25 protein-coding genes and 1 pseudogene are annotated in these 26,275 nt (G+C 62.8%); 5 read left to right on the plus strand and 21 right to left on the minus strand.

Going from position 1 to position 26,275, the window contains the following annotated elements; genetic code table 11:
• Nucleotides 1-150: 150 nt before the first annotated feature.
• The 16 genes and pseudogenes from LB569_RS19455 to rpoZ form a co-directional block, all read right to left on the minus strand.
• Nucleotides 151-942 carry an anti-sigma factor family protein gene (locus LB569_RS19455; protein WP_224693725.1) on the minus strand — a complete coding sequence of 264 codons (792 nt, stop codon included), beginning with the start codon at nt 940-942 and terminating at the stop codon, nt 151-153.
• Entirely contained in the window at nt 939-1,457 is a 519-nt protein-coding gene (locus tag LB569_RS19460; RefSeq protein ID WP_140710660.1) for an RNA polymerase sigma factor, read from the minus strand. The genes LB569_RS19455 and LB569_RS19460 overlap by 4 nt, the downstream gene beginning before the upstream one ends.
• Nucleotides 1,458-1,629: 172 nt before the next feature.
• Complete coding sequence (locus LB569_RS19465; RefSeq protein ID WP_224693726.1) at nt 1,630-4,356, minus strand: DUF2339 domain-containing protein; 2,727 nt, start codon at nt 4,354-4,356, stop codon at nt 1,630-1,632.
• Nucleotides 4,357-4,438: 82 nt separating this feature from the next.
• Entirely contained in the window at nt 4,439-4,957 is a 519-nt protein-coding gene (locus LB569_RS19470; protein ID WP_224693727.1) for a PaaI family thioesterase, read from the minus strand.
• Entirely contained in the window at nt 4,954-5,730 is a 777-nt protein-coding gene (gene recO / locus LB569_RS19475; protein ID WP_224693728.1) for a DNA repair protein RecO, read from the minus strand. Before recO ends, LB569_RS19470 begins: the two co-directional genes overlap by 4 nt.
• A gap of 131 nt (nt 5,731-5,861) precedes the next feature.
• Nucleotides 5,862-7,019: a porin gene (locus LB569_RS19480; RefSeq protein WP_140710652.1), complete on the minus strand. Its 1,158-nt coding sequence runs from the start codon at nt 7,017-7,019 to the stop codon at nt 5,862-5,864.
• A 503-nt stretch (nt 7,020-7,522) separates the two neighbouring features.
• A pseudogene (locus LB569_RS19485) lies at nt 7,523-8,405 on the minus strand (aminoglycoside phosphotransferase family protein).
• Nucleotides 8,406-8,446: 41 nt separating this feature from the next.
• On the minus strand, nt 8,447-9,379 hold the full coding sequence (gene era, locus LB569_RS19490; protein WP_224693729.1) for a GTPase Era: 933 nt from the start codon (nt 9,377-9,379) through the stop codon (nt 8,447-8,449).
• Entirely contained in the window at nt 9,364-10,077 is a 714-nt protein-coding gene (gene rnc / locus LB569_RS19495; protein WP_224693730.1) for a ribonuclease III, read from the minus strand. Before rnc ends, era begins: the two co-directional genes overlap by 16 nt.
• A gap of 4 nt (nt 10,078-10,081) precedes the next feature.
• Entirely contained in the window at nt 10,082-10,831 is a 750-nt protein-coding gene (lepB, locus tag LB569_RS19500) for a signal peptidase I (RefSeq protein ID WP_224540635.1), read from the minus strand.
• Nucleotides 10,832-10,909: 78 nt separating this feature from the next.
• Entirely contained in the window at nt 10,910-11,323 is a 414-nt protein-coding gene (gene acpS / locus LB569_RS19505) for a holo-ACP synthase (protein WP_224540638.1), read from the minus strand.
• Nucleotides 11,320-11,946, minus strand: a complete 627-nt coding sequence (locus LB569_RS19510; RefSeq protein ID WP_224540640.1) for a DUF2062 domain-containing protein — start codon at nt 11,944-11,946, stop codon at nt 11,320-11,322. Before LB569_RS19510 ends, acpS begins: the two co-directional genes overlap by 4 nt.
• 335 nt (nt 11,947-12,281) lie before the next feature.
• Nucleotides 12,282-12,662, minus strand: a complete 381-nt coding sequence (locus LB569_RS19515; RefSeq protein WP_224693731.1) for a VOC family protein — start codon at nt 12,660-12,662, stop codon at nt 12,282-12,284.
• Between the two features lie 11 nt (nt 12,663-12,673).
• Nucleotides 12,674-13,252: an orotate phosphoribosyltransferase gene (pyrE, locus tag LB569_RS19520; RefSeq protein ID WP_224693732.1), complete on the minus strand. Its 579-nt coding sequence runs from the start codon at nt 13,250-13,252 to the stop codon at nt 12,674-12,676.
• A gap of 24 nt (nt 13,253-13,276) precedes the next feature.
• Nucleotides 13,277-15,505 (minus strand): RelA/SpoT family protein, encoded by a 2,229-nt coding sequence (locus LB569_RS19525; RefSeq protein WP_140710637.1) that lies wholly within the window; start codon nt 15,503-15,505, stop codon nt 13,277-13,279.
• A 128-nt stretch (nt 15,506-15,633) separates the two neighbouring features.
• The gene (rpoZ, locus tag LB569_RS19530; RefSeq protein ID WP_127276203.1) at nt 15,634-16,035 is read right to left on the minus strand and encodes a DNA-directed RNA polymerase subunit omega; all 402 of its coding nucleotides are present in this window, start codon (nt 16,033-16,035) and stop codon (nt 15,634-15,636) included.
• A 355-nt stretch (nt 16,036-16,390) separates the two neighbouring features.
• On the opposite strand from rpoZ, the gene LB569_RS19535 reads away from it, so the two are divergent.
• Nucleotides 16,391-16,972, plus strand: coding sequence for an NYN domain-containing protein (locus tag LB569_RS19535; RefSeq protein ID WP_027144193.1), 582 nt, complete (start codon nt 16,391-16,393; stop codon nt 16,970-16,972).
• An 11-nt stretch (nt 16,973-16,983) separates the two neighbouring features.
• A complete protein-coding gene (locus LB569_RS19540; protein WP_140710635.1) occupies nt 16,984-17,640 on the plus strand; it encodes a uracil-DNA glycosylase in 657 nt (218 codons plus the stop codon).
• A 35-nt stretch (nt 17,641-17,675) separates the two neighbouring features.
• Here LB569_RS19540 and LB569_RS19545 read toward each other — a convergent pair whose 3' ends face one another.
• The gene (locus tag LB569_RS19545) at nt 17,676-18,149 is read right to left on the minus strand and encodes an Lrp/AsnC family transcriptional regulator (protein WP_140710633.1); all 474 of its coding nucleotides are present in this window, start codon (nt 18,147-18,149) and stop codon (nt 17,676-17,678) included.
• Nucleotides 18,150-18,294: 145 nt separating this feature from the next.
• Between LB569_RS19545 and LB569_RS19550 the strand changes: the two genes are divergently transcribed.
• Nucleotides 18,295-19,218, plus strand: coding sequence for a DMT family transporter (locus LB569_RS19550; protein WP_224693733.1), 924 nt, complete (start codon nt 18,295-18,297; stop codon nt 19,216-19,218).
• A gap of 64 nt (nt 19,219-19,282) precedes the next feature.
• On the opposite strand, the gene LB569_RS19555 is transcribed toward LB569_RS19550, so the two are convergent.
• The 3 genes from LB569_RS19555 to dapA form a co-directional block, all read right to left on the minus strand.
• Nucleotides 19,283-19,993, minus strand: a complete 711-nt coding sequence (locus LB569_RS19555; protein WP_224693734.1) for a GH25 family lysozyme — start codon at nt 19,991-19,993, stop codon at nt 19,283-19,285.
• A 74-nt stretch (nt 19,994-20,067) separates the two neighbouring features.
• Complete coding sequence (gene smpB, locus LB569_RS19560) at nt 20,068-20,547, minus strand: SsrA-binding protein SmpB (protein WP_027144197.1); 480 nt, start codon at nt 20,545-20,547, stop codon at nt 20,068-20,070.
• A gap of 25 nt (nt 20,548-20,572) precedes the next feature.
• The gene (gene dapA / locus LB569_RS19565; protein WP_140710674.1) at nt 20,573-21,454 is read right to left on the minus strand and encodes a 4-hydroxy-tetrahydrodipicolinate synthase; all 882 of its coding nucleotides are present in this window, start codon (nt 21,452-21,454) and stop codon (nt 20,573-20,575) included.
• A gap of 428 nt (nt 21,455-21,882) precedes the next feature.
• Between dapA and LB569_RS19570 the strand changes: the two genes are divergently transcribed.
• Both LB569_RS19570 and LB569_RS19575 read left to right on the plus strand, forming a co-directional pair.
• On the plus strand, nt 21,883-23,916 hold the full coding sequence (locus LB569_RS19570; protein WP_224693735.1) for a lytic transglycosylase domain-containing protein: 2,034 nt from the start codon (nt 21,883-21,885) through the stop codon (nt 23,914-23,916).
• Nucleotides 23,917-24,023: 107 nt separating this feature from the next.
• A complete protein-coding gene (locus LB569_RS19575) occupies nt 24,024-24,923 on the plus strand; it encodes an alpha/beta fold hydrolase (RefSeq protein WP_224693736.1) in 900 nt (299 codons plus the stop codon).
• 56 nt (nt 24,924-24,979) lie between these two features.
• On the opposite strand, the gene LB569_RS19580 is transcribed toward LB569_RS19575, so the two are convergent.
• Nucleotides 24,980-26,056 (minus strand): tyrosine-type recombinase/integrase, encoded by a 1,077-nt coding sequence (locus LB569_RS19580; protein WP_224693737.1) that lies wholly within the window; start codon nt 26,054-26,056, stop codon nt 24,980-24,982.
• Nucleotides 26,057-26,275: the final 219 nt, after the last annotated feature.

Genomic DNA, 26,275 nt, shown 5'->3' on the forward strand with positions numbered 1-26,275 from the left:
AACACCGGCCGAAACGCCGGCATTCATCAAGCGCTATCGCTCCTTGATTAGGGCCGAATTGTGACAGTTTCCCCGGCGGCAAGGAAGCCGGCAAGCTTTGCACGCAATCGCTGTTCTTCAAGCCAGCCGGCCGCGCAAGATCGCAACGTCTCAGCTGGCGAGACCGGCCAGAAGCTGGCCATAGGCATTCCTGGCCACGACCGCCAATTGCTCGCGCGGCAGCGAACCGACGACGGCGCAGCCATAGCCCTTGTCCAGCCAGTAGACGGCCTGCGGGCCGTCCTGCGCCGAGGCGTAGGTACCCTTGGCATTCTCGGCCGATTCCGCCGTCACGAAGAGGGATATACGCTCGCCCTTGTCGTCTTCGTAGAGCAGCATCGCCGCCTTGCTTTCACCGGCCGGCAGCAACCGGCCGCCGATCAGCTGAAAGCCGTTGGCGCTCAGGTCCGGCGCCACCAGCTTCAGGCCGACCCGGTTAGACAACCAGGTCTGCAAATGATCCTTGTCGCTGGCCGGCACTTCCACCGCATGCCGCTTCTCGGCGGCGTAGATGACATGGGCGGCGATCGCCTGTTCGGCCAGTTGATCCTCCGCCGGATCCTCCTGCCCGAAGCCGTCGATGCCGGCAAAGTAACCGCCAAATCCGCCCGTGGCGAGAAGCACGGCCGCGGCGGCGGCAAGCCACCAGCGTGAGCGTGGCACGACTGTCTTAACAGGCGCTTCGCCGAGCACCACCTTGCGCAAGCGCGCGGGAACAGGCTCATCCGGCACGCCAGCGAAGGCGGCACGCAATGCCTCGCGGTCGGCGGTGAAGCGGACGCTCCTCGCCTTCATCTCCGGATTGGCATCGAGCCATGCATCATAGGCGGCCCGCTCATCGGCCGGCAGTTCGCCGTCGAGCGCCATGTGGATGTCCCGTTCGGAAAAATCGCGGCGGATCATTTCTCCACGATCCTTATGGCGCGGCGGCGAGCCGTGTCGTCCAGCAGCCCGCGCAGTTCCTCACGCCCACGCGCGATGCGCGACATCAGCGTGCCCGCGGGCACACCCAGAATATTGGCGGCTTCGGCATAGGAAAAGCCCTCGATGGCGACCATGACCAGGGCCGCGCGGCGATCAGGGCTGATCGCCTGCAATGCGTCGATGATCTCGCGCGAAGCAATGCCCTCCAACTGTTCGGCCGGCTGGGCAACCGCCTCGCCCGCCTCCAGCGGCAGCATCGCGGCTTCGCCGCGACGGTTCACCTTGCGCATCTGGTCGATGAACAAATGATGCATGATCGTAAACAGCCACCTCCTGGGGCTTTCTCCCGTCTGCCAGTTGTCAAGCCGCAACAGTGCACGCTCGAGGCAGTCCTGAACGAGGTCGTCGGCAGAATCACGGTCGCGCAGGAGCGAGCGTGCGTAGCGGCGCAGGCGCGGTATTTCGCCTAGGATTGCTGCCTTCTTTTCGTCCATGACCGCTGGTTCTGAGGTCGCCCTTGTTGATCCCGATAGAACGCGCCTTCCCGGCACGGCGCAAGCAGCCAGCGCGAAGCGGTCCACCGCTCCGGTCACCCAAGCAAGGAGATAACGCCGGCGGGTGCCGGTTTATTCCCGCCCGGCGATAAAACCAATGATTGGCCGGCGATTACCCTTTTTCCTTCGCCGCCCGCGTCAAAAGCCGCTGATAGAACAAGCCGATGCCGATGAGCACCGCGCCCAGGCCTATGAAGGACAGCGCCCTGAGCACGCCTTCCAGTTCCGACATGTCGAACAGGAAGACCTTCAGCACGGCAATCGCGATCAGCGCGGCCGAGGCAATGCGCAGCACCTGCGATTTCAGCCAGACGCCAGCCGTGAGCAGCGCCACGCCGATCGCCAGCCAGAGCGCTGAATAGGTATAGGTTTCCAGCTGGCCAAGGCCGCTCCACAAGCCGATGAACTCGCCCTTGAACACGCGTCTCACCGAGAGCGTGGCATAGGCGAAGGCAAGCAACGCCGCCACCAGCGCCAGCATCGCCGAATACCATTTCGGCCGCTTGCCCCTGCTGTAGAGCGCCAGACCAGCGGCGGCGACCGCCGGCAGGAGATAGGCCAGGAACAACAGGTTGAATACCGGGATCCGGCCGGTCGATTCGTCCGTGAACAACGGATTGAGCACGAGGAAATGCTGGATGACGACGAAGGCGACCGAGACCACGCCCACCGCCATCGAACCATAGCGCAGCACCGAGCTTGGCGAGCGCCTGTCGACGGCGATCAGCATGGCGCCGGCGCCGATGGCGATCAGCGTGTAGATCGCCTGTTCGGCGAGCGTCGGCGCATCGCTGTTGATGACGCCGCCATGCATGGCGTGGCGCACCAGCATGGCGAGCGTCAGCAGCGCAAACAGCGCGGCCGCCGCTTCCATGGCGAGGCGCGGCCGGCCACTGGTGGTGCGAGCGAGTTGCCAGGCCGCGAAGCCGAAGGCGAGCGCCGGCACGCCATAACCCGGCAGCACCCAGTTGAAGACCGGTGTCGTCGACAGGAAGTCGGCGCCGACGATCGTCGGGTCGAAGACGACGCGGCCCAGCACCGCGATGACGGCGGCGACTGAAATCCAGCCGAGCACGGGATAAGAGCGCCAGCGCGTGGCGAGCGCCGGCACGATTGCGGCGGCACCGAGCAGGATGGTGGTCCAGCCGGAATCAAAAGCCATGTGCAACATCAGGAGGCCTGCGACCGCCGCGCCGCCCAGGGCGAACGACACCGCCATGCCGCCCTTGAGCGGCGGCTCCTCGGCGCGCGCGATCCACTCGCCACCGGCGGCGAAGACCACGACCAGCAAGGCCGCGACGGCGGCATAGACAAAGTCGCGGTCGAGATTGCCGTAGGTGAACCAGAGCGCCAGCAGGATGACCAGCGGCGCGACGACACCCCACGCGGCCCAACATGCGGCGCGGATCCGCGCCGATGCGACGAAGCGGCGCGCGGCCCACAAACCGGCGGCGATGAAGACAAGGCCGAGCCCAATACCGATGCGCAGCGTCAAGGCGTTTCCGGTCGCCACCGGCAGACCGTCAAAGCCCAAATTGCCTTGCGACAAATCGGAGCCAATGGTGGTGGGTGGAATGATGCCGAGATGGATCATCACGGTCACCAGCCCGGCGGCGTGCAGCAGCGGCACCGTGCGCGGCCGGTAGAGTGCGGTGGCCACAAGGGCGACGAGGACCAGGGCGCCCGGCAAGGCATAGCCGGCGGCGACGAAGGTCGAGTCGACCGACAGGCCGAGCGCCGAAAACGCGACGAAAGCGCCCGGCACGATCGATGGCCAGTCGAAGCCATCTTTCGCAATCTCGCCTCGACTCCCCAGCCAGACGAAAGCGAGCACGGCCAGCGTGACGGCGTCGATGAACAGGATGGCGGACAGGTTCGCGCCCGGTGCGTCGGTCATGTAGAGGATGGTCCAGATGCCGGTGCCGAAAAAGGCGGCCGCCATCAACGCTTTCCAGTCGCGCATGCGGGCGATGACGCCGGTGGCGGCGAGCACGATGGCGAGGTAGCCGAACAGCGCCCAGACATTTGGCGCGGTCGAGGCAACCAGCGCCGGCGTTGCCATGGCGCCGACGAGGCCGATGCCGGCCAGGGCCTGGCCGTGGACAAGAGCGGCGGCGAGCGTCGCGACGCCGATGGCGCCAAGCAGCGTGAAAGCGAGTGCTGGCCCGATGAAGCCGTAAATGCCATGTGCGGCATAGACGGTGCCGAACAGGATGAAGGCACCGGCCGCCGTCAGGATCGCCGGAATATAGGCGCCGGCAACACCTTGCACGGGCACCTTGAAGCCAGTGCGACGAATGAACTCGCCGCCGGCGACGAGCACAAGCCCGAGCACCGCCGCCATGGTGAGGCGCACGCCGGGTCCGAAAATGCCGGCCTCGATGGTGTAACGGATGAGGAACAAGCCGCCCAGCGCCAGCGCAATACCGCCGACCCAGACCGCCCAACGTGTGCCCAGCGCGGTTTCGACGTCGGACTGGCGAGCGGCCTTGGCGACCGCGGCCGGCGCGGCCTCTGGCGTTGCCTCGGTTGCGCTCCATGGACCGGGCACACTCTCCTCGGCCGGAATTTCCGCCTCCGTGGCCTGTATCAGCGCGGGTACCGGCTCGCTGATTACCGGTGGGGCGACATCAGCCGCGGGCGCCGTCACCGGCGCCGTGTCGGCCTTGCCCTCGGCCGCATCCTGTTCCGGCTTGACCGTGGGCGGCATCGCGCCCGAAAGCACGAGACTGCGCAGCGCGCCAAGCTCGCGCTCGATGAGGCCGATGCGGCTCTGCTGACGCGAAATGATGACGAACAAGGCGATGATGGCGACAAGGCCGATCAGGCTTTCAAACATGGCGGTTCCCCCAAACCAGGCCAGTTTTCACTGACGTTTCGTCTCACTGACATTCAAATGCGGCGGCCAAACGGCTGAAAACTCAACGTGCCGCCAGATTGGCGGCTGGAAATATCGAACATGTCTCGGTGCCGAAAGCCAGCAGTTTGCCGCCGGCATCCTTCAGCGTTGCTTCCGAAACGGCAAGCGTGCGGCCCTTGTGGACCACCTTGCCTTCGCAAACGACTTCGCCGGTCCTGGGTGTGATCGGCCGCGTGAGGTTTACCTTGAACTCCGCCGTCGTGTAGGCCTCGCCCTTTTCGAGCAACGTCTGCACGGCGCAGGCCAAGGCCGAATCGAGCAGCGTCGCGGCCCAGCCGCCATGCACGCCCCCCAACGGGTTGAGGTGACGTTCGTTCGGCATGCCCCGGAACACGGCGCGGCCTTCCGATACTTCGGTCAGCGCGAAGCTGAGCTGGAAGGAGATTGGCGGCGCCGGATATTTGCCGTCGATGATTCGCTGCAGCAATTCCAGGCCGGTGTATTCCAGGATGTCGGCATGAGGAATGGTGCCAAGACCGAGCGGCGAGACCCGGCCGGGATAGAGTTCGACCTCACTCATCTGACGATTTCCCTGGCCGCGTCCTCCACGGCGATGGGCTGGTGTGTCGCGTGGTGCTTGCGCAGCGCCGCAAGAAAGCCGGCGCGGGCGTCGGGCTGCTCGATGCCGCGCGGCTCGTAGACGTGGCGGGTGAAGAAAAACCCGGTCAAGCGGAAGGCGTCGGCGATCGCCGCCCGATCCGCGCGCAGGCCGGAGCCGCGCTGCAGGAAGGCCGGCAGCGCCAGCATCTTGTCGTGCCACGGCGCCCCGGCTTCACGGGACACCGCCCGTCCCGACTTCGGCGAGACATAGGCCAGATCCTGCCTTGTGCCGGTGGCGGCGCATTGGCTGAGATCGAGGCCAAAGCCGAGTTCATCGAGAATCAGGAGTTCGAAGCGCGCTACCAGTTCGCCGGCGGCATCGGCATCGTCGAGATGGACGATCATCACCGAAAGCGCTTCGTAGAGGCCGCCATGGGCGTCGCGCTCGGGCAGCAGGCGCAGATGGGCCGCCATTGTCTGAAGGCCGTAGACGGCGACGGCACTGTCCATCAGCCGGGCGGCATTCATCTCGATCGCTTCGGCCTGGAAGGTGCCCAGATGCTCGTCAAGCCGCGCCCGCCACAAGAGATCGACGCGATTGCCGGGCTGGAGAACGGGCTGCTGCTTGCGCGAACGGCCACCGCGCACGAGGCCGAGATGGCGGCCATGGGCGCGCGTCATCACCTCGAGAATGGCGCTGGTTTCGCCATGCTTGCGGGTGCCGAGAATGATTCCCTCGTCGCGCCATTCCATGCCCAGAGCTTTTCACCGATCGGGTGGCGAAATCAAGGTATGGGCGGGCGCCCGTGCCAGCTCTCGCGACAACGCATAAAAACCGCCCGCAGCAATACGCTGCGGGCGGCCTGGTAAGGTCAGTCGATCGATTAGAAGTTGCGCTGGAAACGGACGATGCCGCCCACGCTGTCCTTCTTGTCGGCCTTGGACCAGTTGCCGTAGACGGACGGGTTGCCGTAGTTGCCGTAATGATCCCAGTCGACTTCGGTCGTGATCGTGAAGCCCGGGACGATGGTGTAGGCGACGTTCGCGGCAAGAGCGTAGTTCTTGTCGTCGTCAGCGGAAGCCTGGACGTTGAACGACGTCTTCTCGTTGAACTTGTAGGTACCGCCACCCCAGACGGCCCAGTTGCCGCCCCATGGCTTGTACTGGCTACGGCCATGTGCATCGATGGCATTGTGGGCGTCGTCCGTGAGGTTGTCGTCCGTGCCGTAGCCGCCCATGATGAACAGCGACAGTTCCTTGGTGACGTTGACATCCAGGCGAACCTTGCCGGCCACTTCCTCATAGTTGCTGTCGTAGGCGACGACGCCGGTGATCGCACCCCAGTCGCCCTTGTACTTCAAGCCGCCGACGACATGCGGAACATAGCTGTCGATCGTGTTGGCACCAGTGCCTTCTTCGAGCGAGACCACGCCCGTGAAGCCGCTGCCAGCGTCGAAATAGTACTGGACGACGTTGGTGTCCTTGATGCCATACGGGATGATCGTGTCCTGGATGACGTTGCCGGCATAACCGATGAACTGGTCGTATGCCGTTTCATCCTTACCGACGCGCAGGCCACCGAGCTGGATCCAGGCGAAGTTGAGGCTGGTGGTCTTGTTGCCGGCCTGCCAGCCGGCGCCGCCACCTGTGTAGTCGCCAGAGGAGTTGCCGAACTGGAAGCGGGTTTCGGTGAAGGTCTTCAGCGTACCGAGCTCGGTTTCCTGGCCGGTATAGGTCCGGAGCGTGAAGCGCATGTTCTTGTAGTAGGTGTCGTGGTTTCCGTCGTCCATGTGGTCGCCAACGTTGTTGACGCCATCCAGCGTGCCGGAATCGCCGACGCCAATGTCATAGCGGAGGTAACCGCCGATGCGCAGGCAGGTCTCGGTGCCCGGGATGTAGAAGTAGCCAGCGCCGTAGACGTCGCAGATCTTGACGTATTCGGCCGGTTCCGGTTCGGCGACGACGACCGCGTCCGCGGCGCGCGCGCCGGACACCGCGATCAAAGCCGCGGCTGAGCCGAGAAGGAGGCTCTTGATGTTCATTTTCTGACCTCTCCAGTCAAGTTTGAAAAATGGCTTCTGAATTGTGGCTGGCGGATATGTTTTCCCGCCTCACCCCCACAATGAAAAAAGGCTCGCACCGCGTCCCGTTTTCGCGGCGAACATACCCACCAATCTTCCGCCTTCAATGACAATTCCACAAATATGCCGGATTCCGACCACAGATTAAATCCGTGTTGCACAAATAACACTAGCCTTACCTCCCTACCCGTCAAGCTGGCACAAATGGCACACCGTCATTTTTATGTAACAATTTCAATGTTATTATAGGAATTTTCTATAATAGTGTGATTTATTCTTATATTTTAAAGCGAAATACCTGACAGATTCCAGGAATTTGCTTATTCACACATAAGATCTCTAAGATAAATACGGACGGCCCTCGGCGGTCAACGCACCCCAGCGGGATTCCCAAAGGATTGCACCCAGCAGCAACTCTTGATCCGTCCGGAACTCAGTCCAATGCAGGCGGCGAACGCTTTGCCTCACGCCTCGCGCTCGATCAGCACCGCATCGATCACTCGCCACGCTTCCACGGTCTCGGCTGGCGCGATCTCTATCTATCCGGCGGCGGTGATCAGTGCCTTCCACAGCGCCCAGCCGCGTCCGCGCGCCCAGGTCGCTCGATCTGCCGCCATGCTGGCGCGAAAAATGTTTCGGCTTTCGCCGTCGAACAGCGTCCAGGCAATTGCCAGGTCGCAGGAGTGATCGCCGACACCGCAGGTGCCGAAATCGATCACCGCGCTCAACCTGCCTTTTCGTCCAAAAGGTTGCCCTGGCTGACATCGCCATGGAACCAAACGGGCGGACCTTTCCAGGCGGCGGCAAGGGCCGCCTCCCGGACCGCGGTGGCGGCGTCGGCATCGATGCGGTTGCCGAGTGTCGAGATCGCTTGCCTGGTCTCGCCGTCTTAGACGGTGAGCGGCCCGCCGCGAAAGAAATTGTGCTGCCCTGGCGCCGGCCCGTCTGTCGCGTCCATGCATTTCAACGCAACGAGGAACCGCGCCAGGTCCGCCGCGAATTCCGACAGATTTGCTATTCGTTCCCGTTTCGCGGTCTCGCCCTCGGTCCAGCCATACACGGACCATTGCCAGGGATAGCCCTCGGCCGGAACGCCCATCGCCAGCGGTACCGGAATGGGCAATGGCAACAGCGGCGCCAATTTCGGCAGCCAGCGGTGTTCCTTTTCCACTTGCAGGGATAAGCAGCGGCGCTCGGCAACCGCACGGTCATCTCGTCGCCGAGATGAAAGGTCCTGTTGTCCCAGCCGCCAAAATCAACCGGCCTGACCGCAAGATTCTTCCAATGCGGGAATTGCGCGGCAATCAGGCGGCGCACCAAGGCGACATCAATCGCGACCTCAAGCATGATCTTTCCCGAAAACAGACCCTCGTGTTCGGGATCATGCCCTAATGCGGAAACTCCAGCCCCATCTCGCGGTAGCGCTCGGGATCGTCACCCCAGTTCTCGCGCACTTTCACGAACAGGAACAGATGCACTTTCTGCTCCAATATGCCTGATATCTCCATTCGCGCCGCCTGGCCGATGGCACGGATGGTCTCGCCCTTGTGGCCGAGCACGATCTTTTTCTGGCTGTCGCGCTCGACATAGATGGTCTGGTCGATGCGCACCGAGCCGTCCTTCTTCTCTTCCCATTTCTCGGTCTCGATATGCGAGGAATAGGGCAATTCCTGATGCAGCCTGAGATAGAGTTTTTCGCGAGTGATTTCGGCCGCCAGCTGGCGCATCGGCAGGTCGGAAATCTGGTCTTCCGGATAATACCAGGGGCCGGTCGGCAGCGCCTGGGCCAGATAGTCGAGGAGATCCTTACAGCCGGAACCGGTCAGCGCCGAGACCATGAAGGTGCGTTTGAACGGCACTTTCTCGTTGGCGGCCGCGGCCAGGGCCAGCAACGCCTCGTGCTTGACCCGATCGACCTTGTTGAGGATCAGCGCCATCGGCTGGCGCACGTCCTTCAGCCGTTCGAGGATGGCGTCGGCGTCGCCACGGATGCCGCGTTCGGCGTCGATCAGCAGCAGGACGATATCGGCATCCTTGGCGCCGCCCCAGGCGGTGGTCACCATCGCCGTGTCCAGCCGCCGCTTGGGCTTGAAGATGCCCGGCGTGTCGACGAAGACGATCTGCGCGTTGTCGTGCGTGGCGATGCCGCGCACGATGGCGCGGGTCGTCTGCACCTTGTGGGTGACGATCGACACCTTGGCGCCGACCAACTGGTTGACCAGCGTCGACTTGCCGGCGTTGGGCGCACCGATCAGCGCGACAAAGCCGGAATGCGTGGCAGGGGCTTCAGCAGTTTCAATATCTGTCATGCTGCGTTCCATACACCTTCGCGCAACAGAAGGGCAGCCGCGGCGGCCTGTTCGGCCTCGCGCTTGGAACGGCCGCTGCCGGTTGCCGGTTGAAACGCGCCGACCCTGACGCTGACGGTAAACAGCGGATCGTGATCGGGGCCTTCGCGGCCGTCGATCTGATAGGCGGGAACCGCACTCGCCGCCTGATGCGCCCATTCCTGCAATTCGGTCTTGGCGTCGCGGCGTGCCGCGCCCGAGGCCTGCGAACGCGGACGCCAGTATTTGTGGATGAACGCGCGAGCCGCTTCCAGACCACCGTCGAGATAAAGCACGGCAATCAGCGATTCCAATGCATCGGCACGCAGGTTGACGCGCTTGCGCCCCTCGAGCCCGCGCACGTCCGATCCGGCCCGGATCAGGTCCGGCAGCCCGATATCCTCGGCGATTTCGGAAAGCGCCTCGGCGTTGACGAGCGCATTGAGCCGCAGCGACAACTCGCCTTCCGCCGCGTCGGGAAAAGCGGACAGCAGCATGTCGGCGACAACAAGACCAAGAACCCGGTCGCCGAGAAACTCGAACCGCTCATAGTCGGTGCCGGCATTGGCGCCCCGTGCACTGGCATGGGTAAGAGCACGCTGCAGGCGCCGGCGGTCGGCAAAGGCATGGCCCGTGCGTTCCGCGAGCGCTTCGGCGAGCGCATCGACGGTCAACCGTTTTGGTGCCGCCATGACCCTAGTTGACGAAATGGAACAGGCGCGAAGCGCGCATCAGCGACGGCCATTTCCAGATTTCGAGCGGGCTTGCCTTGCCGGCGATCGAGAAGAAGACCAGGTTGGCGCGGCCGACCAGGTTCTCGGCCGGAACATAGCCGACGGTGAAGCGGCTGTCGGCGGAATTGTCCCTGTTGTCGCCCATCATGAAATAGTGGCCGGCGGGCACGTCGAATTCGCGGGTGTTGTCACCGATCGAGTTCGGCGACAGGTCCAGCGTGTCGTAGCTGACGCCGTCGGGAAGCGTCTCGCGATAGACATCGATCGGATAATCCTTTTCCGTGATGTCGGGATTGTCGATCTGGCCGGTCTTGACGCGCGGCACGCCGACGCCGTTGATGAAGACCTGGCCATCCTTCATCTGGATCTTGTCGCCGGGCAGGCCGATGACGCGCTTGATATAGTCAACGGACGGATCCGGCGGGAACTTGAACACCACCACGTCGCCACGCTTGGGCTCGGAGCCCCAGATGCGGCCCGAGAAAATGTCCGGTCCAAAGGGCAGCGAATAGCGTGAATAGCCGTAGGACCATTTGGTGACGAACAGGTAGTCGCCTTCCAGAAGCGTCGGCCGCATCGAGCCCGACGGGATCGAGAATGGCTGGAACAGCAGCGTGCGAATGACCAGGGCCAGCAAAAGCGCCTGGACGATGACGCTGACCGTTTCGCCAAGCCCGCCGGATTTCTTCTGGGATTTTTCAGCCACGCTCATGTAGTCCTCGATTGTGCGTTGGATGGTATAGAGTCTCGGCGCGCGCTGGGCAACGTCAATGCCGGTCGTCAGATGCAATCAATGTGGCGCTTCTTCGACCGGCACCGCCTCTATGATCACAAAGGCTTGAGCGAGCGGGAAATCATCGGTGATGGTGAGGTGGATCGCTGCCCGATGGCCTCGGGGCAGGATCTTTTCCAGCCGAGCCAGCGCGCCACCGGTCAGCGCCATGGTCGGCGCGCCGCTGGGCAGGTTGACGACACCCATGTCGCGCCAGAACACGCCCTGTGCCAGACCGGTGCCCAGTGCCTTGGCGCAAGCCTCCTTGGCGGCAAAGCGCTTGGCGTAGGAAGCCGCACGGGCGCGCCGGTTCTCCGAACGTGCCTGTTCCAGTTCGGTGTAGATTCTGTGGATGAAGCGCTCGCCATGACGCTCGAGCGATTTCTCGATGCGTCTGATATCAATCAGGTCGCTGCCGATGCCGATGATCATTGGGCGGCGGAACCGACGCTTCCGCCGGGATGAGCGGAACCAACGCTTCCGCCGGGATGAGGCGAATGCTCACGGCGTCTCGCGCGCTCGGCCAGCCGCTTGCGCCTTTGCTCGCGGAAGACATTCATGCCCCAGCGGGTGATGCCGTAGAACACGAGGCCGAACACCAGCCCGAGCGGCACCGCCCCGATCAGCATCGGTTCCAGAACGGGATGCCAGAGTTTCGCGAAGGAAAGCGTGTGCAGCATCTCGCCCAGATGCGCCGGAGGGCCATGCGCGGGCAGGCGATCATGCAGGATAAGCTTGCCCGTTTCCCAGGAAGCGCCCCACAAGATCGGAAAGGTCAGCGGATTGCCGAAGAAAACAGCGCCGAGTGCCGCCGCCACGAGATTGCCGGCGATCACCCAGCACAGAACGGCGGCAATGATGAAGTGGAAACCCACGGGGAAGAAGGAAGCAAAGACACCCGCCGCGACACCCGCCGCCACCGCGTGTGGGGTGGCCTTCAGACGCAGAATGCGCTTGGAGAAATATTGGAGCGAGCGCGAAAACGAACGGCGCGGCCACAGATAGGTGCGCACCCGCTCGAAAAGGCCATCAGGCTTGCGGCGACGAAAAAGCACTCTCTTCCTATTCCCGACAATTCACAGCTTGCACGCCGGCTTTTTCCGGCCAGGCTTCGCCACCATATCTTGCGCTTTACGGTCGCCGAAAGGCAATCGCGACTTTGATATAGCTATCCGCAACCCCGACAACAACCGAAGGCGGTCCGCGCAGCAGCCGCACCGCCAGATTTTGGCAAGGTCCGTCTCCCAACATCGGACAATCGCGGCGAATTTGAGAAGCGGTTGTCGGCTAATTGTCGCAGCCTGATGCTCGATATGCGACCGCGGATACAGGCTGACTTCGACAAGGCTGCCATCCGGGGGCAGGTCCATGATGCCCTCCGGCACCGTGCCTATTTCAGATATTCGCTGACCTCGACCAGATTCTCGTCGGGATCGCGGAAATAGACCGATATCATAGGCCCTCGCGCGCCGATGCGTTCGACCGGACCGACTTCGATGGCAACGCCGTTGGCCGCGAGGCTGGCCTGGATTTCGGTGAGAGGCTCCGCCGCCACGAGGCAGAAATCGCCAGAACCCGGCATCGGCGTCTTTGCCTTCGGCTCGAAAGTGCGGGCGACTTCGTGCAGGTTGATCTTCTGCGAGCCGAACAGAAGCGCCGTCGGCCGGTTCGGCTGATCCAGGCGCCGCATGCCAAGGACGCGTCGGTAAAAGTCGCAGGTTTGTTCAACCGAGCGGACCGTCAACACGAAATGGTCGATGCCGGCGATCATTCGACCCCTCCTCAGATGTTGCGGCTGCCGGGCTTGATGGCCGGGATGGCGGCAAGCTCCGGTGGCAACCTGTCCGGCGGATAGGCTGGAACCTCATATTCGGCAAGCGCGATCAGCGGCACGCCAACATGGGTCTTGCCAGCCGAGCGGTCGATGATGCAGGCGGCCGCGACCACCTCCGCGCCAAGCTCTCGCAGGCAATCGATGGTTTCGCGGATCGACAGACCGGTGGTGACGATGTCCTCGACGATGACGACGCGCGCGCCTCTGTCGATCTCGAAGCGCCGCAGGCGGAACTCGCCCCCTTCCCGCTCCACCCAGATTGCCGGCACACCAAGATGGCGCGAGGTTTCATAAGCCGGGATCAGCCCGCCAATCGCCGGGCCAACAATATAGTCGATCTTGCCTGGCACCGCGGCGCGGATCCTCTGCGCCAGCGCCTTGCACAGCCGCTCGGTCTTGTCGGCATGCATGAACACCCGTGCCTTCTGCAGGAAGACCGGACTGCGCAGGCCCGACGTCAGGATGAAATGACCCTCCAGAACAGCGCCAGCCTCACGGAATATGCCCAGCACTTCGTCGGTGTTCATCTCGTCCCCCATGGTCGGCTATCGCTAGCCATTGACGCGCCGTGCATCGCTGACGCTCGAATTGTCCTTGAGCTGCGATAGCAGCCGGTTGAGATGCTTCAGGTCCCAGACTTCGAGATCGATCAGCATCTCGGTGAAATCGGGCGCGGTGCGCACCATCGACAGCGTGTGGATGTTGGCGTCATTGGAGGCAACGACCTGGGCGATGTCGGCGAGCGATCCGGGCGCGTTGATGGCGGTGACAGAGACCCGCGCGGGAAACCGCTCCTTGGTGCGCTCGTCAATGTCCCAACGGACGTCGATCCAGCGCTCCGGCTGGTCGTCGAAAGCCTGCAGCGCTGGCGACTGGATCGGATAGATGGTGATGCCGGTGCCCGGTTGGACGATGCCGACGATACGGTCGCCAGGGACCGCGCCTTCCGGCGCGAAGCGCACCGGCAGGTCGCCCCGCACGCCGCGGATCGGCACGGCGCCGGCGCCTGGCTGGTCCTTGTCCTTGCGCGCGGCCCGGCCAGGTATCTGGAACAGCATGCCGGCGGCGTTGCGGATCTTCGACCAGCCCTCCTCGCGCTGCTTGGGAGCCGCCGATGTGACGCGCTCGTCCTTGTAGTCGGGGAAGACCGCTTTCATGACATCGGTGGAAGCCAGTTCTCCGCGGCCGACGGACGCCAGCACATCCTCGATGTCCTTGCGCGCCAGCCGGTGCAGGACGGGCTTCAGGCTTTCCTTGGCGAAGGTCTTGCCGGCCCGCTCGAAGGCACGCTCCAGGATACGCGCGCCGAGACCCGAATACTGCTTGCGGATGGCGTTCTTGGTGGCGCGGCGGATGGCGGCGCGCGCCTTGCCGGTGACGACGACCGATTCCCACGCGGCCGGAGGCACCTGCGCCTTGGAGCGGATGATCTCGACCTCGTCGCCATTCTTCAGTTCCGTCATCAACGGCATGATGCGGCCATTGACCTTGGCGCCGACGCAAGTGTCGCCGACATCGGTGTGGACGGCATAGGCGAAATCGATCGGCGTGGCGCCACGCGGCAAGGCAATCAGCATGCCCTTTGGGGTGAAGCAGAACACCTGGTCCTGGAACAGCTCCAGCTTGGTGTTTTCGAGAAAATCTTCCGGGTTGTCGCCCTCGGCCAGTTGCTCGATGGTGCGCCGCAGCCAGGCGTAGGCGTTGGTTTCCTTCGAGATTGCATGGCCGGCGCCGTTCGTCTTGCCACCGGTGTCCTTGTAGATGGAATGAGCGGCGACGCCGTATTCGGCGATCTTGTTCATCTCGCGGGTGCGGATCTGCAGTTCGACGCGCTGGCGCGAAGGACCGACGATGGTGGTGTGAATCGAACGGTAGTCGTTCTGCTTCGGCGTCGAGATGTAGTCCTTGAAACGGCCGGGCACCATCGACCAGGTGGTGTGGATGGCACCCAGCGCACGATAGCAGTCCTCGACGGTGTCGACGACGACGCGGAAGCCGAAAATGTCGGACAGTTGCTCGAAGGACAGCGCCTTGGCCTCCATCTTGCGGAAAACCGACCACGGCTTCTTCTGCCGGCTCTTCACACCAGCGTTGATGGCATGCTTCTCAAACAGTGCCGACAGCGCCTTTTCAATGTCGGTCAGCACGCCCTTGTTGCGCTCGAAGATCTCGGCCAGGCGGGCGGTGACGGCGCGGTAGGCTTCCGGATTGATGAAGCGGAAGGCGATCTCTTCCAGCTCCTCGCGCATGCCTTGCATGCCCATGCGCCCGGCCAGCGGCGCATAGATGTCCATCGTCTCCTCGGCGATGCGCAGGCGCTTGGCCTCGGGCATGTGATCGAGGGTGCGCATGTTGTGCAAACGGTCGGCGAGCTTGACCAGCAGCACGCGCACATCTTCCGAAATCGCCAGCAGAAGCTTGCGCAGGTTTTCCGCCTGCTCGGCCTTTTTCGACACGAGGTCCAGCTTCTTGAGCTTGGTCAGGCCCTCGACCAGCTTGCCCATTTCGGGGCCGAACAGATCGTCGATCTCGGCCCGCGTCGCGGTGGTGTCCTCGATGGTGTCGTGCAGCAGGGCGACGGCGATGGTCGCCTCGTCCATGTGCATCTCGGTGAGGATGGCCGCGACTTCGAGCGGGTGCGAGAAATAGGGATCGCCGGAAGCGCGCTTCTGGTGGCCATGCTTCTGCATGGCATAGACATAGGCCTTGTTGAGCAGCGCCTCGTTGACGTCAGGCTTGTAGCGCTGGACGCGCTCGACAAGCTCATACTGACGCATCATGGGCACAATCTCGCGGTGCTGAAATGATTGATGCGCCGCACTGGTGTGCGGCGCATTTCATAGATAGCCACGAAACTGACTGGACGGAAGTGCCGGAAACGTATTCCAGGCAGGTCCAGAGCGCTTGCTTAGTAGTCGTCGCTCTTTTCCGGCGGCACCAGACCCTCGATGCCGGCCAGCAGGTCTTCCTCGGTCATGCGATCGAAGGTGACGTTGTCCTCGGCGTCGTCGGTGTCGGCCGCGGCAACGGCACCGCCAGTCTGGTCGGCGATCACTTCGCCATCAGCTTCGGGCTCGTCGACCTCGACATGCTTCTGCAGCGAATGGATCAGATCTTCCTTGAGATCGTCGGGCGACAAAGTCTCGTCGGCAATCTCGCGCAGCGCAATGACCGGGTTCTTGTCGTTGTCGCGCGGGACGGTGATCTGCGCGCCCTGGCTGATCTGACGGGCGCGGTGGCCGGCCAGAAGCACCAGTTCGAAGCGGTTGTCGACCTTGTCGATGCAATCTTCAACGGTTACGCGGGCCATGGATTGCCCCTTTCATGCCTGGATGTGTCGGAAAACAGGCGCGGTCCATAACCCGAACGGCGCCAAAATACAAGCATCATGGCAATGCAGGCCCATCGGCACTCAATCTCTCCACCAAACTCCGGCTCTCCACCAATCTCCGGCTCTCCACCAAACTCCGGATTTGGCAAAGCCGGCCGCGTCCACGGTTCGGCGCCACGATCACAATTGCTTGCAGTGTGCCGGACGCCCTTGGATTGCCACCAAACTGGCGTTATTTCGGTTGGTCCAAGGCCGGCCGGTTTATTATGAGCCCGACCAATAGTCGCTACCGCATTTCGTTTAGACGGCGCTTATTTCGAAAAGGACTATTTCCATGTTCGACCCTCGTGAAAAAATCGCCCTGTTCATCGACGGCGCCAATCTCTACGCCACCTCGCGCGCGCTCGGGTTCGACATCGACTATCGCAAGCTTTTGGCGAGCTTCCATAAGCGTGGTTATCTGCTGCGCGCCTATTATTACACCGCGCTGGTGGAGGACCAGGAGTATTCCTCGATCCGGCCGCTGATCGACTGGCTCGACTATAACGGCTTCAAGGTGGTGACCAAGCCGGCCAAGGAATTCACCGACTCGACGGGCCGCCGCAAGATCAAGGGCAACATGGACATCGAGCTCACCGTCGATGCGCTGGAACTCGCCGACGTCGTCGACCACTATGTCATATTCTCCGGAGACGGCGATTTCCGCACGCTGGTCGAGGCGCTGCAGCGGCGTGGCCGCAAGGTGTCGATCGTCTCGACCATGGCCTCGCAGCCGCCGATGATCTCGGATGATCTGCGCCGCCAGGCCGACCATTTCATCGACCTGGCGACGCTGAAGAACGAAGTCGGCCGCGATCCCTCCGAGCGGCCAGTAAGGCGGCCCGAACCGGCCGAGGTCGACGAGGACGACTACTGAGGCCGGTCGACTTGACCGCCCTCTCCGCTTCCGAACCCGGCCGCGACTGCCCGCTCTGCCCGCGACTGCATGGCTTCATCGCCGAATGGCGGCAGCGTGAACCGTCCTGGTTCAATGCGCCAGTGCCGACCTTCCTGCCAACGGGCGGCGAAGACACCGTCCGGCTTCTGATCGTCGGTCTGGCCCCTGGTTTGCGCGGCGCCAACCGCACCGGCCGCCCGTTCACCGGTGACTATGCCGGCGACCTGCTCTATTCGACGCTGATCGCGCACGGTTTTGCACGCGGCGAGTTCAAGGCACGGCCCGATGACGGGTTGGAACTCGTCGGCACGGCAATCACCAACGCGGTGCGCTGCGTACCGCCGGAGAACAAGCCGGTGGGCGCCGAGATCACCACCTGCCGGACATTTTTGGTGCCGACGATCGCTCGCTTTCCCAATTTGCGCGCCGTGCTGGCGCTGGGATCGATCGCGCACCAGTCGACCGTGCGCGCATTGGGCGAACGCGTCGCCGCCTATCCGTTCAAACATGGCGGGCAATTGCCAGCCGGAGGCATTACGCTGTTTTCGAGCTATCATTGCTCGCGCTACAACACCAACACCGGTGTCTTGACGGAAGCCATGTTCGTCAAGGTCTTCAGCGACATCGCGGCATTCCTGGAGACCTGAGGTGCGGGACGTCTCGTACGGTCTCCGGCAGCTAGTCACACCGGCAGCAGGGCGTCCGGCTTCACGTCGCCGATCGAGGCATAGGTATGTGTCTCCTTCACCCCCGGCAGCGGCAGGATGACGCGTTTGAGAAAGTCCTGATAGTCGGCCATCTCGGCAATGCGCGCCTTCACCAGATAGTCGAAGCCACCGACGACCATGTGGCATTCCAGAACCTCGGGCGCTTTTGCGACAGCCTCGGCGAAGCGGTCAAAGATATGCGGGGCCGTGTGATCGAGCCGCACCTCGATGAAGACAAGCATGCCGCGGCCAATCTTTGCCGGATTGAGAATCGCCCTGACAGCAATGATGAACCCGTCGCGAAACAGGCGCTTCACGCGCTGGCTGGCGCCGGTCGGCGACAGGCCGACGCGCGCGGCCAAGTCAAGCGTGGTGCGGCGTCCATCTTCCTGCAGCAGCCGCAGAAGACCGCGGTCGACGGCGTCGAGGTCGCCTGATTCAGGATTCACGTTCAAGCCACCTCATTTGCGTGAATTACACTTCAAGTTGTGAAAAACAGCGTATTTTGTCGCGGCCATTTCGACAATAGGCTCCGCTTCATCGCAATGTCGGGATGTCTCGTCCCGGCGGCATGAATGTGGCGGCGGAACTGACATGGCGGACGTACGAGGCGCGGGGAACACAAGGCTGGCGGTGATCGCCGGGCTCACCATGATTGCCATCTATGCCGCGCAGTTCGTGGCTGCCCGCTTCAGCCTCAGAGAGCATCTGACGGCCACCGACATGACCGGCCTGCGCTTTGCCGGTGCCGGCGCGGTGTTCCTGCCGATCGTCTGGAGGCGTGGCCTGGCGACCATGACGGCGCTGGGCTGGCGGCGTGGATTGACCTTGGCGGTGCTGGCCGGATTGCCCTATCCGCTGATCATCAACTGGGGCCTGACCCATGCGCCCGCCGCCCATGCCGCAGCACTTTGCCCTGCCTCGATCGTCTTTTTCTCGTTCCTGTTGTCGCTGCTGAGGGAAAGCGCATCGCGCCGGCGGATCATTGGCGTGGCCACAATCATCGCCGGCTTGTTGCTGTTCATAGCGCCGGCGCGCGCCGGCGCCGGTGATGTCCTGTTCGGGGACGTGCTGTTCATCGGATCGGGCGCGATGTTTTCCGCCTATGCCGTCCTTGTGCAGCGATGGCGTGTCGATCCGGTCACGGCGACCGCGAGCGTCGTGCTTTTGTCCTGCCTGCCGCTACCACTTCTCTATGTCTTCGCGCCAAGCGGCCTCCATGCCGCCGCGGGTGCCGAGATCGTCAGCCAGATCGTCATTCAAGGTCTGCTCGCGGGCGCTGCCGCAATGTTCCTCTACACTTACATTGTCGACCAATTGGGCTCGCAGGCGGCATCGCTGTTCCTGCCGGGTGTGCCGATCGCCACCGTGATGGTCGGCACGGTCGTGCTTGGCGAGACGCCGCTGGCGATCCAATGCGTGGCCATCGCCATCATGGCCGCCGGGATGGGTTATTCGGCGATGGGTCGACGCGGCGCCAGGGAAAATCTGGCTGCCCCGACATCGGCTGGATCGTGAATGGTGTCCAGAGGTGGCGAAGGCTTTGGAAGAAACCGGACCGGCACCAGATTTTATATGTCCATCAAGGCGTGGGGGCCAGCAGCGCCGGCAATTTCTCCTGCCCGCCCTGCAAGACGTTCAGGTCGACGTCCCCCTCAATGCCGTCGACGCGCCCCTTGTTGTGGTACTGCCAGTAGATCCAGTCATGGCGGTCCGGCTCCATGAGCAATGAGCGGAGCCAAAGTGGCCGAGCGGCGATTTGCCCGGCATAGGCAGCCTCGGCTTCGTCGGTCAGATAGACGATCGCCGGCTTGCCGAACGCAGCCTCGACAGGCCCGAGGAAAGCCTGGAGTTCGGCATTCAGTTGCTCGGGTGACGGGCGTTGCGGGCAGTTGCCGCCGAACTCGATATCGACCACGGGCGGCAGCAAGGGCTGATCGTGCGGCACCACCGAGATGAAATTCCTGGCCTGGTCGGCACCCGGACGGCAGAAGGTGAAGAAATGATAGGCGCCGACGGCGAGCCCGGCGGCGCGGGCCTCGCGCAGATTGCCGGCGAAGGCATCGTCGACATGGTCGCCGCCCTCGGTCGCCTTGATGACGGCGAAGGCCACATCATCGGCGGCAACGCGCCGCCAGTCGATCTGGCCCTGATGATGGGAAACGTCGATGCCCCTGACCGGATATTTGTCGCGGTCAGGAGAGTAGGTGCGAAAATAGACCAATGCCCCGACCACAACGACACTTGCCAGAGCAAGGCTCGCCAAGCCCCAGAGAACAATCCGCTTCTTCAAGACGATCCCCTGTTGGACGCAGATTGGTCGACCTTTAAGCCGGAACCCTTGGCTTTCTTCAGGCCGTTAGCTGGTCACCCACGTTCCTTCAGCAGCCGGCCCTTTTCGCGCGACCAGTCGCGCTGCTTCTCGGTCTCGCGCTTGTCGTGCAGTTTCTTGCCGCGGCCAACGGCAAGCAAGAGCTTGGCGCGCCCCTGGTCGTTGAAATAGATTTTTAGCGGCACAAGCGTCATGCCTTCGCGGTCGACGCTTTGCGACAGTTTTGCCATCTCGCGCTTGTTGAGCAACAGTTTGCGCCGCCGCCTCGGCTCGTGATTGAACCGATTGGCCTGCAGATATTCCGGCAGATAGGAGTTGATCAGCCAGATCTCGCCGCCTTCGACCGAGGCATAGCTGTCCTGGATGTTGGCCTGGCCCTGGCGCAGCGATTTGACCTCGGTGCCTGTCAGCACCAAGCCGGTCTCGATCGTGTCGAGCACCTCATAGGAAAACCGCGCCTTGCGGTTCTCCGCAACGGTTTTGTTGTTGGGATCGGCTTTTCTGACTTGATTCATGATGTGGAGAGGTGGCGCCTCATCCTTAATTAATCAAGCCGGCGTGTTTCATGGCCGCATCGATCTTCTCGGCCGTCGCCGGCTCGACGGTCACCAGCGGCGAGCGCAGAACGTTCTCGACCTTGCCGAGCTTCGACAGCGCGTATTTGGCGCCGGAGACGCCCGGCTCCAGGAAGATCGCCTTGTGCAGTGGCAAGAGACGGTCCTGCAGGTCGAGCGCCTTGGCGCTGTCGCCGGACAACGTTGCTTCCTGGAACTCGGCGCAGAGCCGCGGCGCGACGTTCGATGTCACCGAGATGCAGCCGACGCCGCCATGCGCGTTGAAGCCGAGCGCGGAGGCGTCCTCGCCCGAAAGCTGGATGAAATCCTTGCCGCAGGTCATGCGCTGCTCGGACACACGCTCGACCTTGCCGGTCGCGTCCTTGACGCCGACGATGTTCTTGAAGTCGTGCACCAGCCGGCCCATCGTCTCCGGTGTCATGTCGATCACCGAGCGCGGCGGGATGTTGTAGATGATGATCGGCAGTTTGGTCGCCCTGGCGACGGCGGCGAAATGCTCGTAGAGGCCGCGCTGTGTCGGCCTGTTGTAATAGGGCGTAACGACCAGGGCGGCATCGGCGCCAGCCTTCTCGGCATATTGCACGAGGCCAACAGCCTCCTCGGTGTTGTTGGAGCCGGCGCCGGCAACGACCGGTGCGCGGCCCTTGGCCACCTCGACACAGACCTGAACGACATGGCGATGCTCGTCATGCGAGAGCGTCGGCGACTCGCCGGTCGTGCCCACGGGAACCAGACCCGTCGTGCCTTCGCCCAGCTGCCATTCGACGAACGCGCGAAAGGCTTTCTCGTCGAAACGCCCGCTCTTTTCGAACGGTGTCACGAGCGCGGTAAGCGAGCCTCTCAGCATGTCGTCCAACTCCCTGGGACTTCTTGGTTCACGCATGTCGTTGCCCAAAACCGGCATCCACTTTTGGGCGACATGGACTTTGTTGGTTATGCATGTCGTTGTTGGTTATGCATGTCGTTACCCCAAAACCGGTATCCACTTTTGGGCGACATGGACTTTGTTGGTTATGCATGTCGTTACCCCAAAACCGGTATCCACTTTTGGGCGACATGCATCGGTGTTTTGTCGTGTGCGCCTTCTAACCGAAAGCGAAGCCGCGCACCATAGTCTCGACATTGTTGCGCGGCAAGCATTGCCATGGTGCCAGCAAGCGTAATTCGAACGGCCTCGATAACCCTTTGTTTACGAGCCCTTCACGACCTAAGTTTAGGCTTCGAGGCTGCTTCGCCTGCTGGTAAAATGCTGGATTAAGGAAAGACACGCAGACCATGCCGACCGGTCGGCCCCATTTGTTCGCGCTTCTTGGCGCCATCGCCGCGCTGATGCCCGGCGTGGCGATCAGCGGCAGCGTCGATGTGCGGGTCACCTCGGCCATCCCGGTGCCTGGTGTACAGGACAAGGTGCAACAACAGGCCCCCTCGCCCGGTGTCGCGCTCCTGAAAAGCGGACTGGATGCACTGGCGGCCGGCGATATTGCTGGCGCGCGCGGTGTGCGTGACGCTTTGCCCGCACAATCGCTCGACCAGCACATATTGGCCTGGGCGATCGCCCTTTACGGCGGAGACAAGGTTCCGAGCGGGGATATCGCGGCGGCCGCGAAGATGCTGCCCAACTGGCCAGGCACCGTCGCGTTGCGCAAGAACAGCGAGCGAGCGCTCTATCGCGAGAACCCGGCGGCGGACATCGTCGTCAAGGCCTTCGACGGCAGCCAACCGCAGACATTCGAAGGCGTGATGGTGCTTTCCCGCGCCTATGTAGCGCAGGGCGACGCCAAGGCGGCGCGGTCCGTGCTGGTGCCGTTCTGGCGGACCGCGCTCCTGGAAGCCAAGGACGAGACGGCTCTGATCAAGGAATTCGGCAGTCTTGTTCCCGCGGCCGATCACCGTTTTCGCATGGAGCGCATGTTCTATGCCGACCGGGTGAATTCCGCCTTGCGTGTCGCCGGCCTCGCAGGCGCCCAGTCGCTTGCCGACGCCTGGGCCGCGGCCGACAGAGGCGACAAGAATGCGGCCAAACTGCTGAAGGCGGTGCCGGTGGCGCAGCGTTCTGCCGGCTATTTCTTCGCGCAGGCCGAATATCTGCGCAAGCAGGCGGATTTCGCGGGCGCCGCGGCGGTTGTCATGAAGGCGCCGTCGGACCGAGAATCCCTGGTCGATCCGGATGCCTGGTGGGTCGAACGCCGGGTTCTGTCGCGCGAGCTGGTCGACCAGGGCGACATGAAAACCGCATACGGAATAGTCGCCATGCATGCCGCCGAAAGCGCGGCCAATGCGGCGGAAGCCGAATTCCATGCCGGCTGGTATGCGCTGCGCGGCCTGAACGATCCCAAGCTCGCGGCGACGCATTTCGCGCGCATCGCCGACCTTGCGCAGGGGCCGATGACGCTGTCGCGTGCCTATTACTGGCTCGGCCGCGCGGCGGAAGTCGGCGGCCCCGGCAACGCCAAGGATTATTTTGGACGCGCGGCGACCTATGGCACGACGTTTTACGGCCAGTTGGCGGCCGAACGCGTCGGCCGGCAGGCGCTCAACATCGTCTATCCCCAGCCGAGTGCCGCCGACCGGCAGAACTTTGCGGCCCGCGAAGCCGTCAGCGCCATCAAGCGCCTGCAGGAGGCAGGCTACGACCGCTATGCCGAAACGCTCTATCGCGACCTTGCCGGGCAGTTGACCAGCCCGGGCGAATTGGCCCTGCTCGCAATCCTTGCGGAAAAGCAGGACAACCATTTCATGGCGCTGAAAATCGGCAAGATCGCCGGGGCGCGCGGCATCGATGTCGGCGCGCTGTCGCATCCGCTTGGCGTCATCCCCGATTCGGCCAATATTTCCGGTTCGGGCAAGGCGCTGGCCTATGCGATCGCCCGTCAGGAAAGCGAATTCAATATCGGCGCCGTATCCAGCGCCGGCGCGCGCGGGCTGCTGCAGCTGATGCCTGGGACCGCGAAGCAATTGGCCAAGAAGGCCGGATTGCAGTTTTCGCAGGCCAGGTTGACCACCGACGCCGGCTACAACGCAACGCTTGGTTCGGCGTTCCTCGGCGAACAGCTCGATCGCTTCAACGGCTCCTATGTGCTGACGTTCGCGGGCTACAATGCCGGCCCTACCCGCGCCAGCCAGTGGGTGGCGAAATATGGTGACCCGCGCGGCAAGGACATCGATGCGGTGGTGGACTGGATCGAGCGGATTCCCTACACGGAAACAAGAAGTTACGTTCAGCGCGTAATGGAGAATTACGAGGTCTACAAGATGCGTATTTCCGGCAGGTACGACATCGTCGGCGATCTCGTGAAGGGACGCGGCTGAGGCTCCTGCTTTCCCTCGCGGACCCAAGGAGAAGCCTTTCCCGTTTGACCCTCCGGCGCCGCGTCTATAGCAGTCGTGGACGATCCCGCGGCCAAGGCGTCCGTTCCATGACGAGCAATCCAGATTTCTCCGACTTCTTCTACGCCGCGCCAGATGGGCTGAGGCTTCACGCGCGTGTCTACGGCGAAGGCAATTCCGCGCACTGGCCGGTCGTCTGCCTGCCTGGCTTGACGCGCAACGCGCGGGATTTTCACGAACTGGCGCTCTATCTCTCGACGCGATCCGCCCTTCCCCGCAAGGTCATTGCTTTCGACTATCGCGGACGCGGACAGTCAGCCTACGATCCCGATTTCAGCCATTATAACGTCGGCGTCGAGGCCGGCGACATCCTTGCCGGGCTGGCGGCCCTCGGCATCGAGCAGGCGGCCTTCACCGGCACTTCGCGCGGCGGGCTGATCATCCATGTGCTTGGCGCGATGCAACCGGCGGCACTGAAAGCCATCGTGCTCAACGATATCGGGCCGGTGATCGAACCCGCCGGCCTCGCCCACATCCAGGCCTATCTCGAACGCGCGCCGAAGCCGAAAACCCTCACCGAGGCGGTGGACGCCCAGCGTAAGGTTCATGGTCAGGATTTTTCAGCGCTCACTGATGCGGATTGGGAGCGAATGGTGCGCGCGCTCTATCGGGAAACGAATCAGGGGCTGTTGCCCGATTTCGATCCGAAGCTGGTCGATACGGTTGCCAATCTCGACCTGTCACAGCCCTTGCCGGCTCTTTGGCAGCAGTTCGACGCGTGGGCGGCAATTCCCCTACTCGTCATACGCGGCGCCAATTCGAGGCTATTGTCGCCCGAAACGCTGGCGGAGATACGAAGGCGTCATCCCGACGCCGAGGCAATCACCGTTCCAGGTCAGGGCCACGCACCCTTCCTGGAGACCGGCAGCCTGCCCAACGACATCGCTCGCTTTCTGGATCAAGCAGAGGCGCGGAACATCGGGAAATAACCCCAAGACCAAGCGGAGCCTTGGGGCAGTCACTATAGTATAGTCCATCTCGGCAGCTACTTGGATTTTGAGCTCTTCCGAGGCGCTTTCGGCGAAATCTTCCGCGCATCGCCCTGTTTCCGCTCAGCCTTGCCGGGTGAAGGCGTTGTCACGGGAGAGGAAAATACAGAGGTTTCGGTGTCGCTTGCCGATTGCTCGCACCGAGGCTTCTCCAGCACGACAACGCAACCATCGAGATCATTGGTGGCCAGATGCGCGTAGCGCATGGTCATCGACAGGGTCTGATGGCCGAGCCACATCTGCACCCGGCGGATGTCGATGCCGCCCTGGACAAGGCGCGAAGCGCAGGTGTGGCGCAGGATGTGCGGCACGACCTGGTCGTCGGCGCCAAGACCGACTTCCGCCTTCGCATCGTTCCAGATCGCGCGAAACTGCGCCTGGCTGAGCTTGGTGAACGGGCCCTTGGGTCGGCGCCCCTCGGCCGGAGGCAGCTTGATGACCTCCTTGACCCGCTCGGTCATCGGAATGGTGCGGCTGCGGCCGGACTTGGTGATCCAGAAGGAGACACGGTGTTCCTGGATGTCGTTCCAGATCAGCCCGAGCGCTTCGCCAAGACGGCATCCGGTGTCGACCAGGAAGACGGAAAGTCGGTAAGCATCCTCGCTGCGGCTCTTGATGGCGGCAAACAGCCTGGCCTCTTCGTCCCTCTCGAGGAAACGAATCCGTCCCGCCCGCTCCTTCTGGCGGCGAAACTCGGGCAGGCTGTGAACATCTCCCATCTTGTAAGCCTTGCGCAGCAGTTTGCTGAGGGCAGCCATCTTTCGATTGATGGTTGCGTTGCTGTTGCCGCGCTGGCGCAAGGTGCCGATAAGGTTGTCCAGGGTACTCTGGTCAAAGGCGCTGAAACGCTCCCCAAGGAGGATCTCGTCTATCTCGCCGATGAAGGAGCTCACATTATATTTATGCCGCCCATCATCCCACAGTATGTCTCGATAAGCTGAAAAAAGCTCTCCGACCCGGTATGACTTTACTTCTCTTATCTTGTTGTACGTGTAGTTGATCTTCGAATTCTGAGAAGAAAACGTCGAAAACTGATCAGAGGAGTATCCCTCTTGAATCGCTTCGTTGGTCATTATCCGTCACTCCCCCGAGTGGATGGGATCAGCCCTATCCGCTTGGGAGCGTCCTTTCAAGAGATTAAATCACACAGTTGTGATCTCACCCGCCCACCGCGGATCCCACGAGACCAACCCTGCGGATCTGTTCAGCTACCGATTCCCCCTCTTCCTTCGTTTGCGTTGACTCAGCCACGAAACAAAAACAGCCCGGGCGTTTGTGCGCCCGGGCTGGAT

The organism is Mesorhizobium sp. BH1-1-4 (genome assembly GCF_020165665.1).
In the GTDB taxonomy this organism is placed as follows: domain Bacteria; phylum Pseudomonadota; class Alphaproteobacteria; order Rhizobiales; family Rhizobiaceae; genus Mesorhizobium.

Bases quoted from the DNA above. Each gene is read 5' to 3' on its own strand.
- LB569_RS19455 (WP_224693725.1), bottom strand. From the start codon at position 942: ATGATCCGCCGCGATTTTTCCGAACGGGACATCCACATGGCGCTCGAC.
- LB569_RS19460 (WP_140710660.1), bottom strand. From the start codon at position 1,457: ATGGACGAAAAGAAGGCAGCAATCCTAGGCGAAATACCGCGCCTGCGC.
- LB569_RS19465 (WP_224693726.1), bottom strand. From the start codon at position 4,356: ATGTTTGAAAGCCTGATCGGCCTTGTCGCCATCATCGCCTTGTTCGTC.
- LB569_RS19470 (WP_224693727.1), bottom strand. From the start codon at position 4,957: ATGAGTGAGGTCGAACTCTATCCCGGCCGGGTCTCGCCGCTCGGTCTT.
- recO (WP_224693728.1), bottom strand. From the start codon at position 5,730: ATGGAATGGCGCGACGAGGGAATCATTCTCGGCACCCGCAAGCATGGC.
- LB569_RS19480 (WP_140710652.1), bottom strand. From the start codon at position 7,019: ATGAACATCAAGAGCCTCCTTCTCGGCTCAGCCGCGGCTTTGATCGCG.
- era (WP_224693729.1), bottom strand. From the start codon at position 9,379: ATGGAACGCAGCATGACAGATATTGAAACTGCTGAAGCCCCTGCCACG.
- rnc (WP_224693730.1), bottom strand. From the start codon at position 10,077: ATGGCGGCACCAAAACGGTTGACCGTCGATGCGCTCGCCGAAGCGCTC.
- lepB (WP_224540635.1), bottom strand. From the start codon at position 10,831: ATGAGCGTGGCTGAAAAATCCCAGAAGAAATCCGGCGGGCTTGGCGAA.
- acpS (WP_224540638.1), bottom strand. From the start codon at position 11,323: ATGATCATCGGCATCGGCAGCGACCTGATTGATATCAGACGCATCGAG.
- LB569_RS19515 (WP_224693731.1), bottom strand. From the start codon at position 12,662: ATGATCGCCGGCATCGACCATTTCGTGTTGACGGTCCGCTCGGTTGAA.
- pyrE (WP_224693732.1), bottom strand. From the start codon at position 13,252: ATGAACACCGACGAAGTGCTGGGCATATTCCGTGAGGCTGGCGCTGTT.
- LB569_RS19525 (WP_140710637.1), bottom strand. From the start codon at position 15,505: ATGATGCGTCAGTATGAGCTTGTCGAGCGCGTCCAGCGCTACAAGCCT.
- rpoZ (WP_127276203.1), bottom strand. From the start codon at position 16,035: ATGGCCCGCGTAACCGTTGAAGATTGCATCGACAAGGTCGACAACCGC.
- LB569_RS19535 (WP_027144193.1), top strand. From the start codon at position 16,391: ATGTTCGACCCTCGTGAAAAAATCGCCCTGTTCATCGACGGCGCCAAT.
- LB569_RS19550 (WP_224693733.1), top strand. From the start codon at position 18,295: ATGGCGGACGTACGAGGCGCGGGGAACACAAGGCTGGCGGTGATCGCC.
- smpB (WP_027144197.1), bottom strand. From the start codon at position 20,547: ATGAATCAAGTCAGAAAAGCCGATCCCAACAACAAAACCGTTGCGGAG.
- dapA (WP_140710674.1), bottom strand. From the start codon at position 21,454: ATGCTGAGAGGCTCGCTTACCGCGCTCGTGACACCGTTCGAAAAGAGC.
- LB569_RS19570 (WP_224693735.1), top strand. From the start codon at position 21,883: ATGCCGACCGGTCGGCCCCATTTGTTCGCGCTTCTTGGCGCCATCGCC.
- LB569_RS19575 (WP_224693736.1), top strand. From the start codon at position 24,024: ATGACGAGCAATCCAGATTTCTCCGACTTCTTCTACGCCGCGCCAGAT.
- LB569_RS19580 (WP_224693737.1), bottom strand. From the start codon at position 26,056: ATGACCAACGAAGCGATTCAAGAGGGATACTCCTCTGATCAGTTTTCG.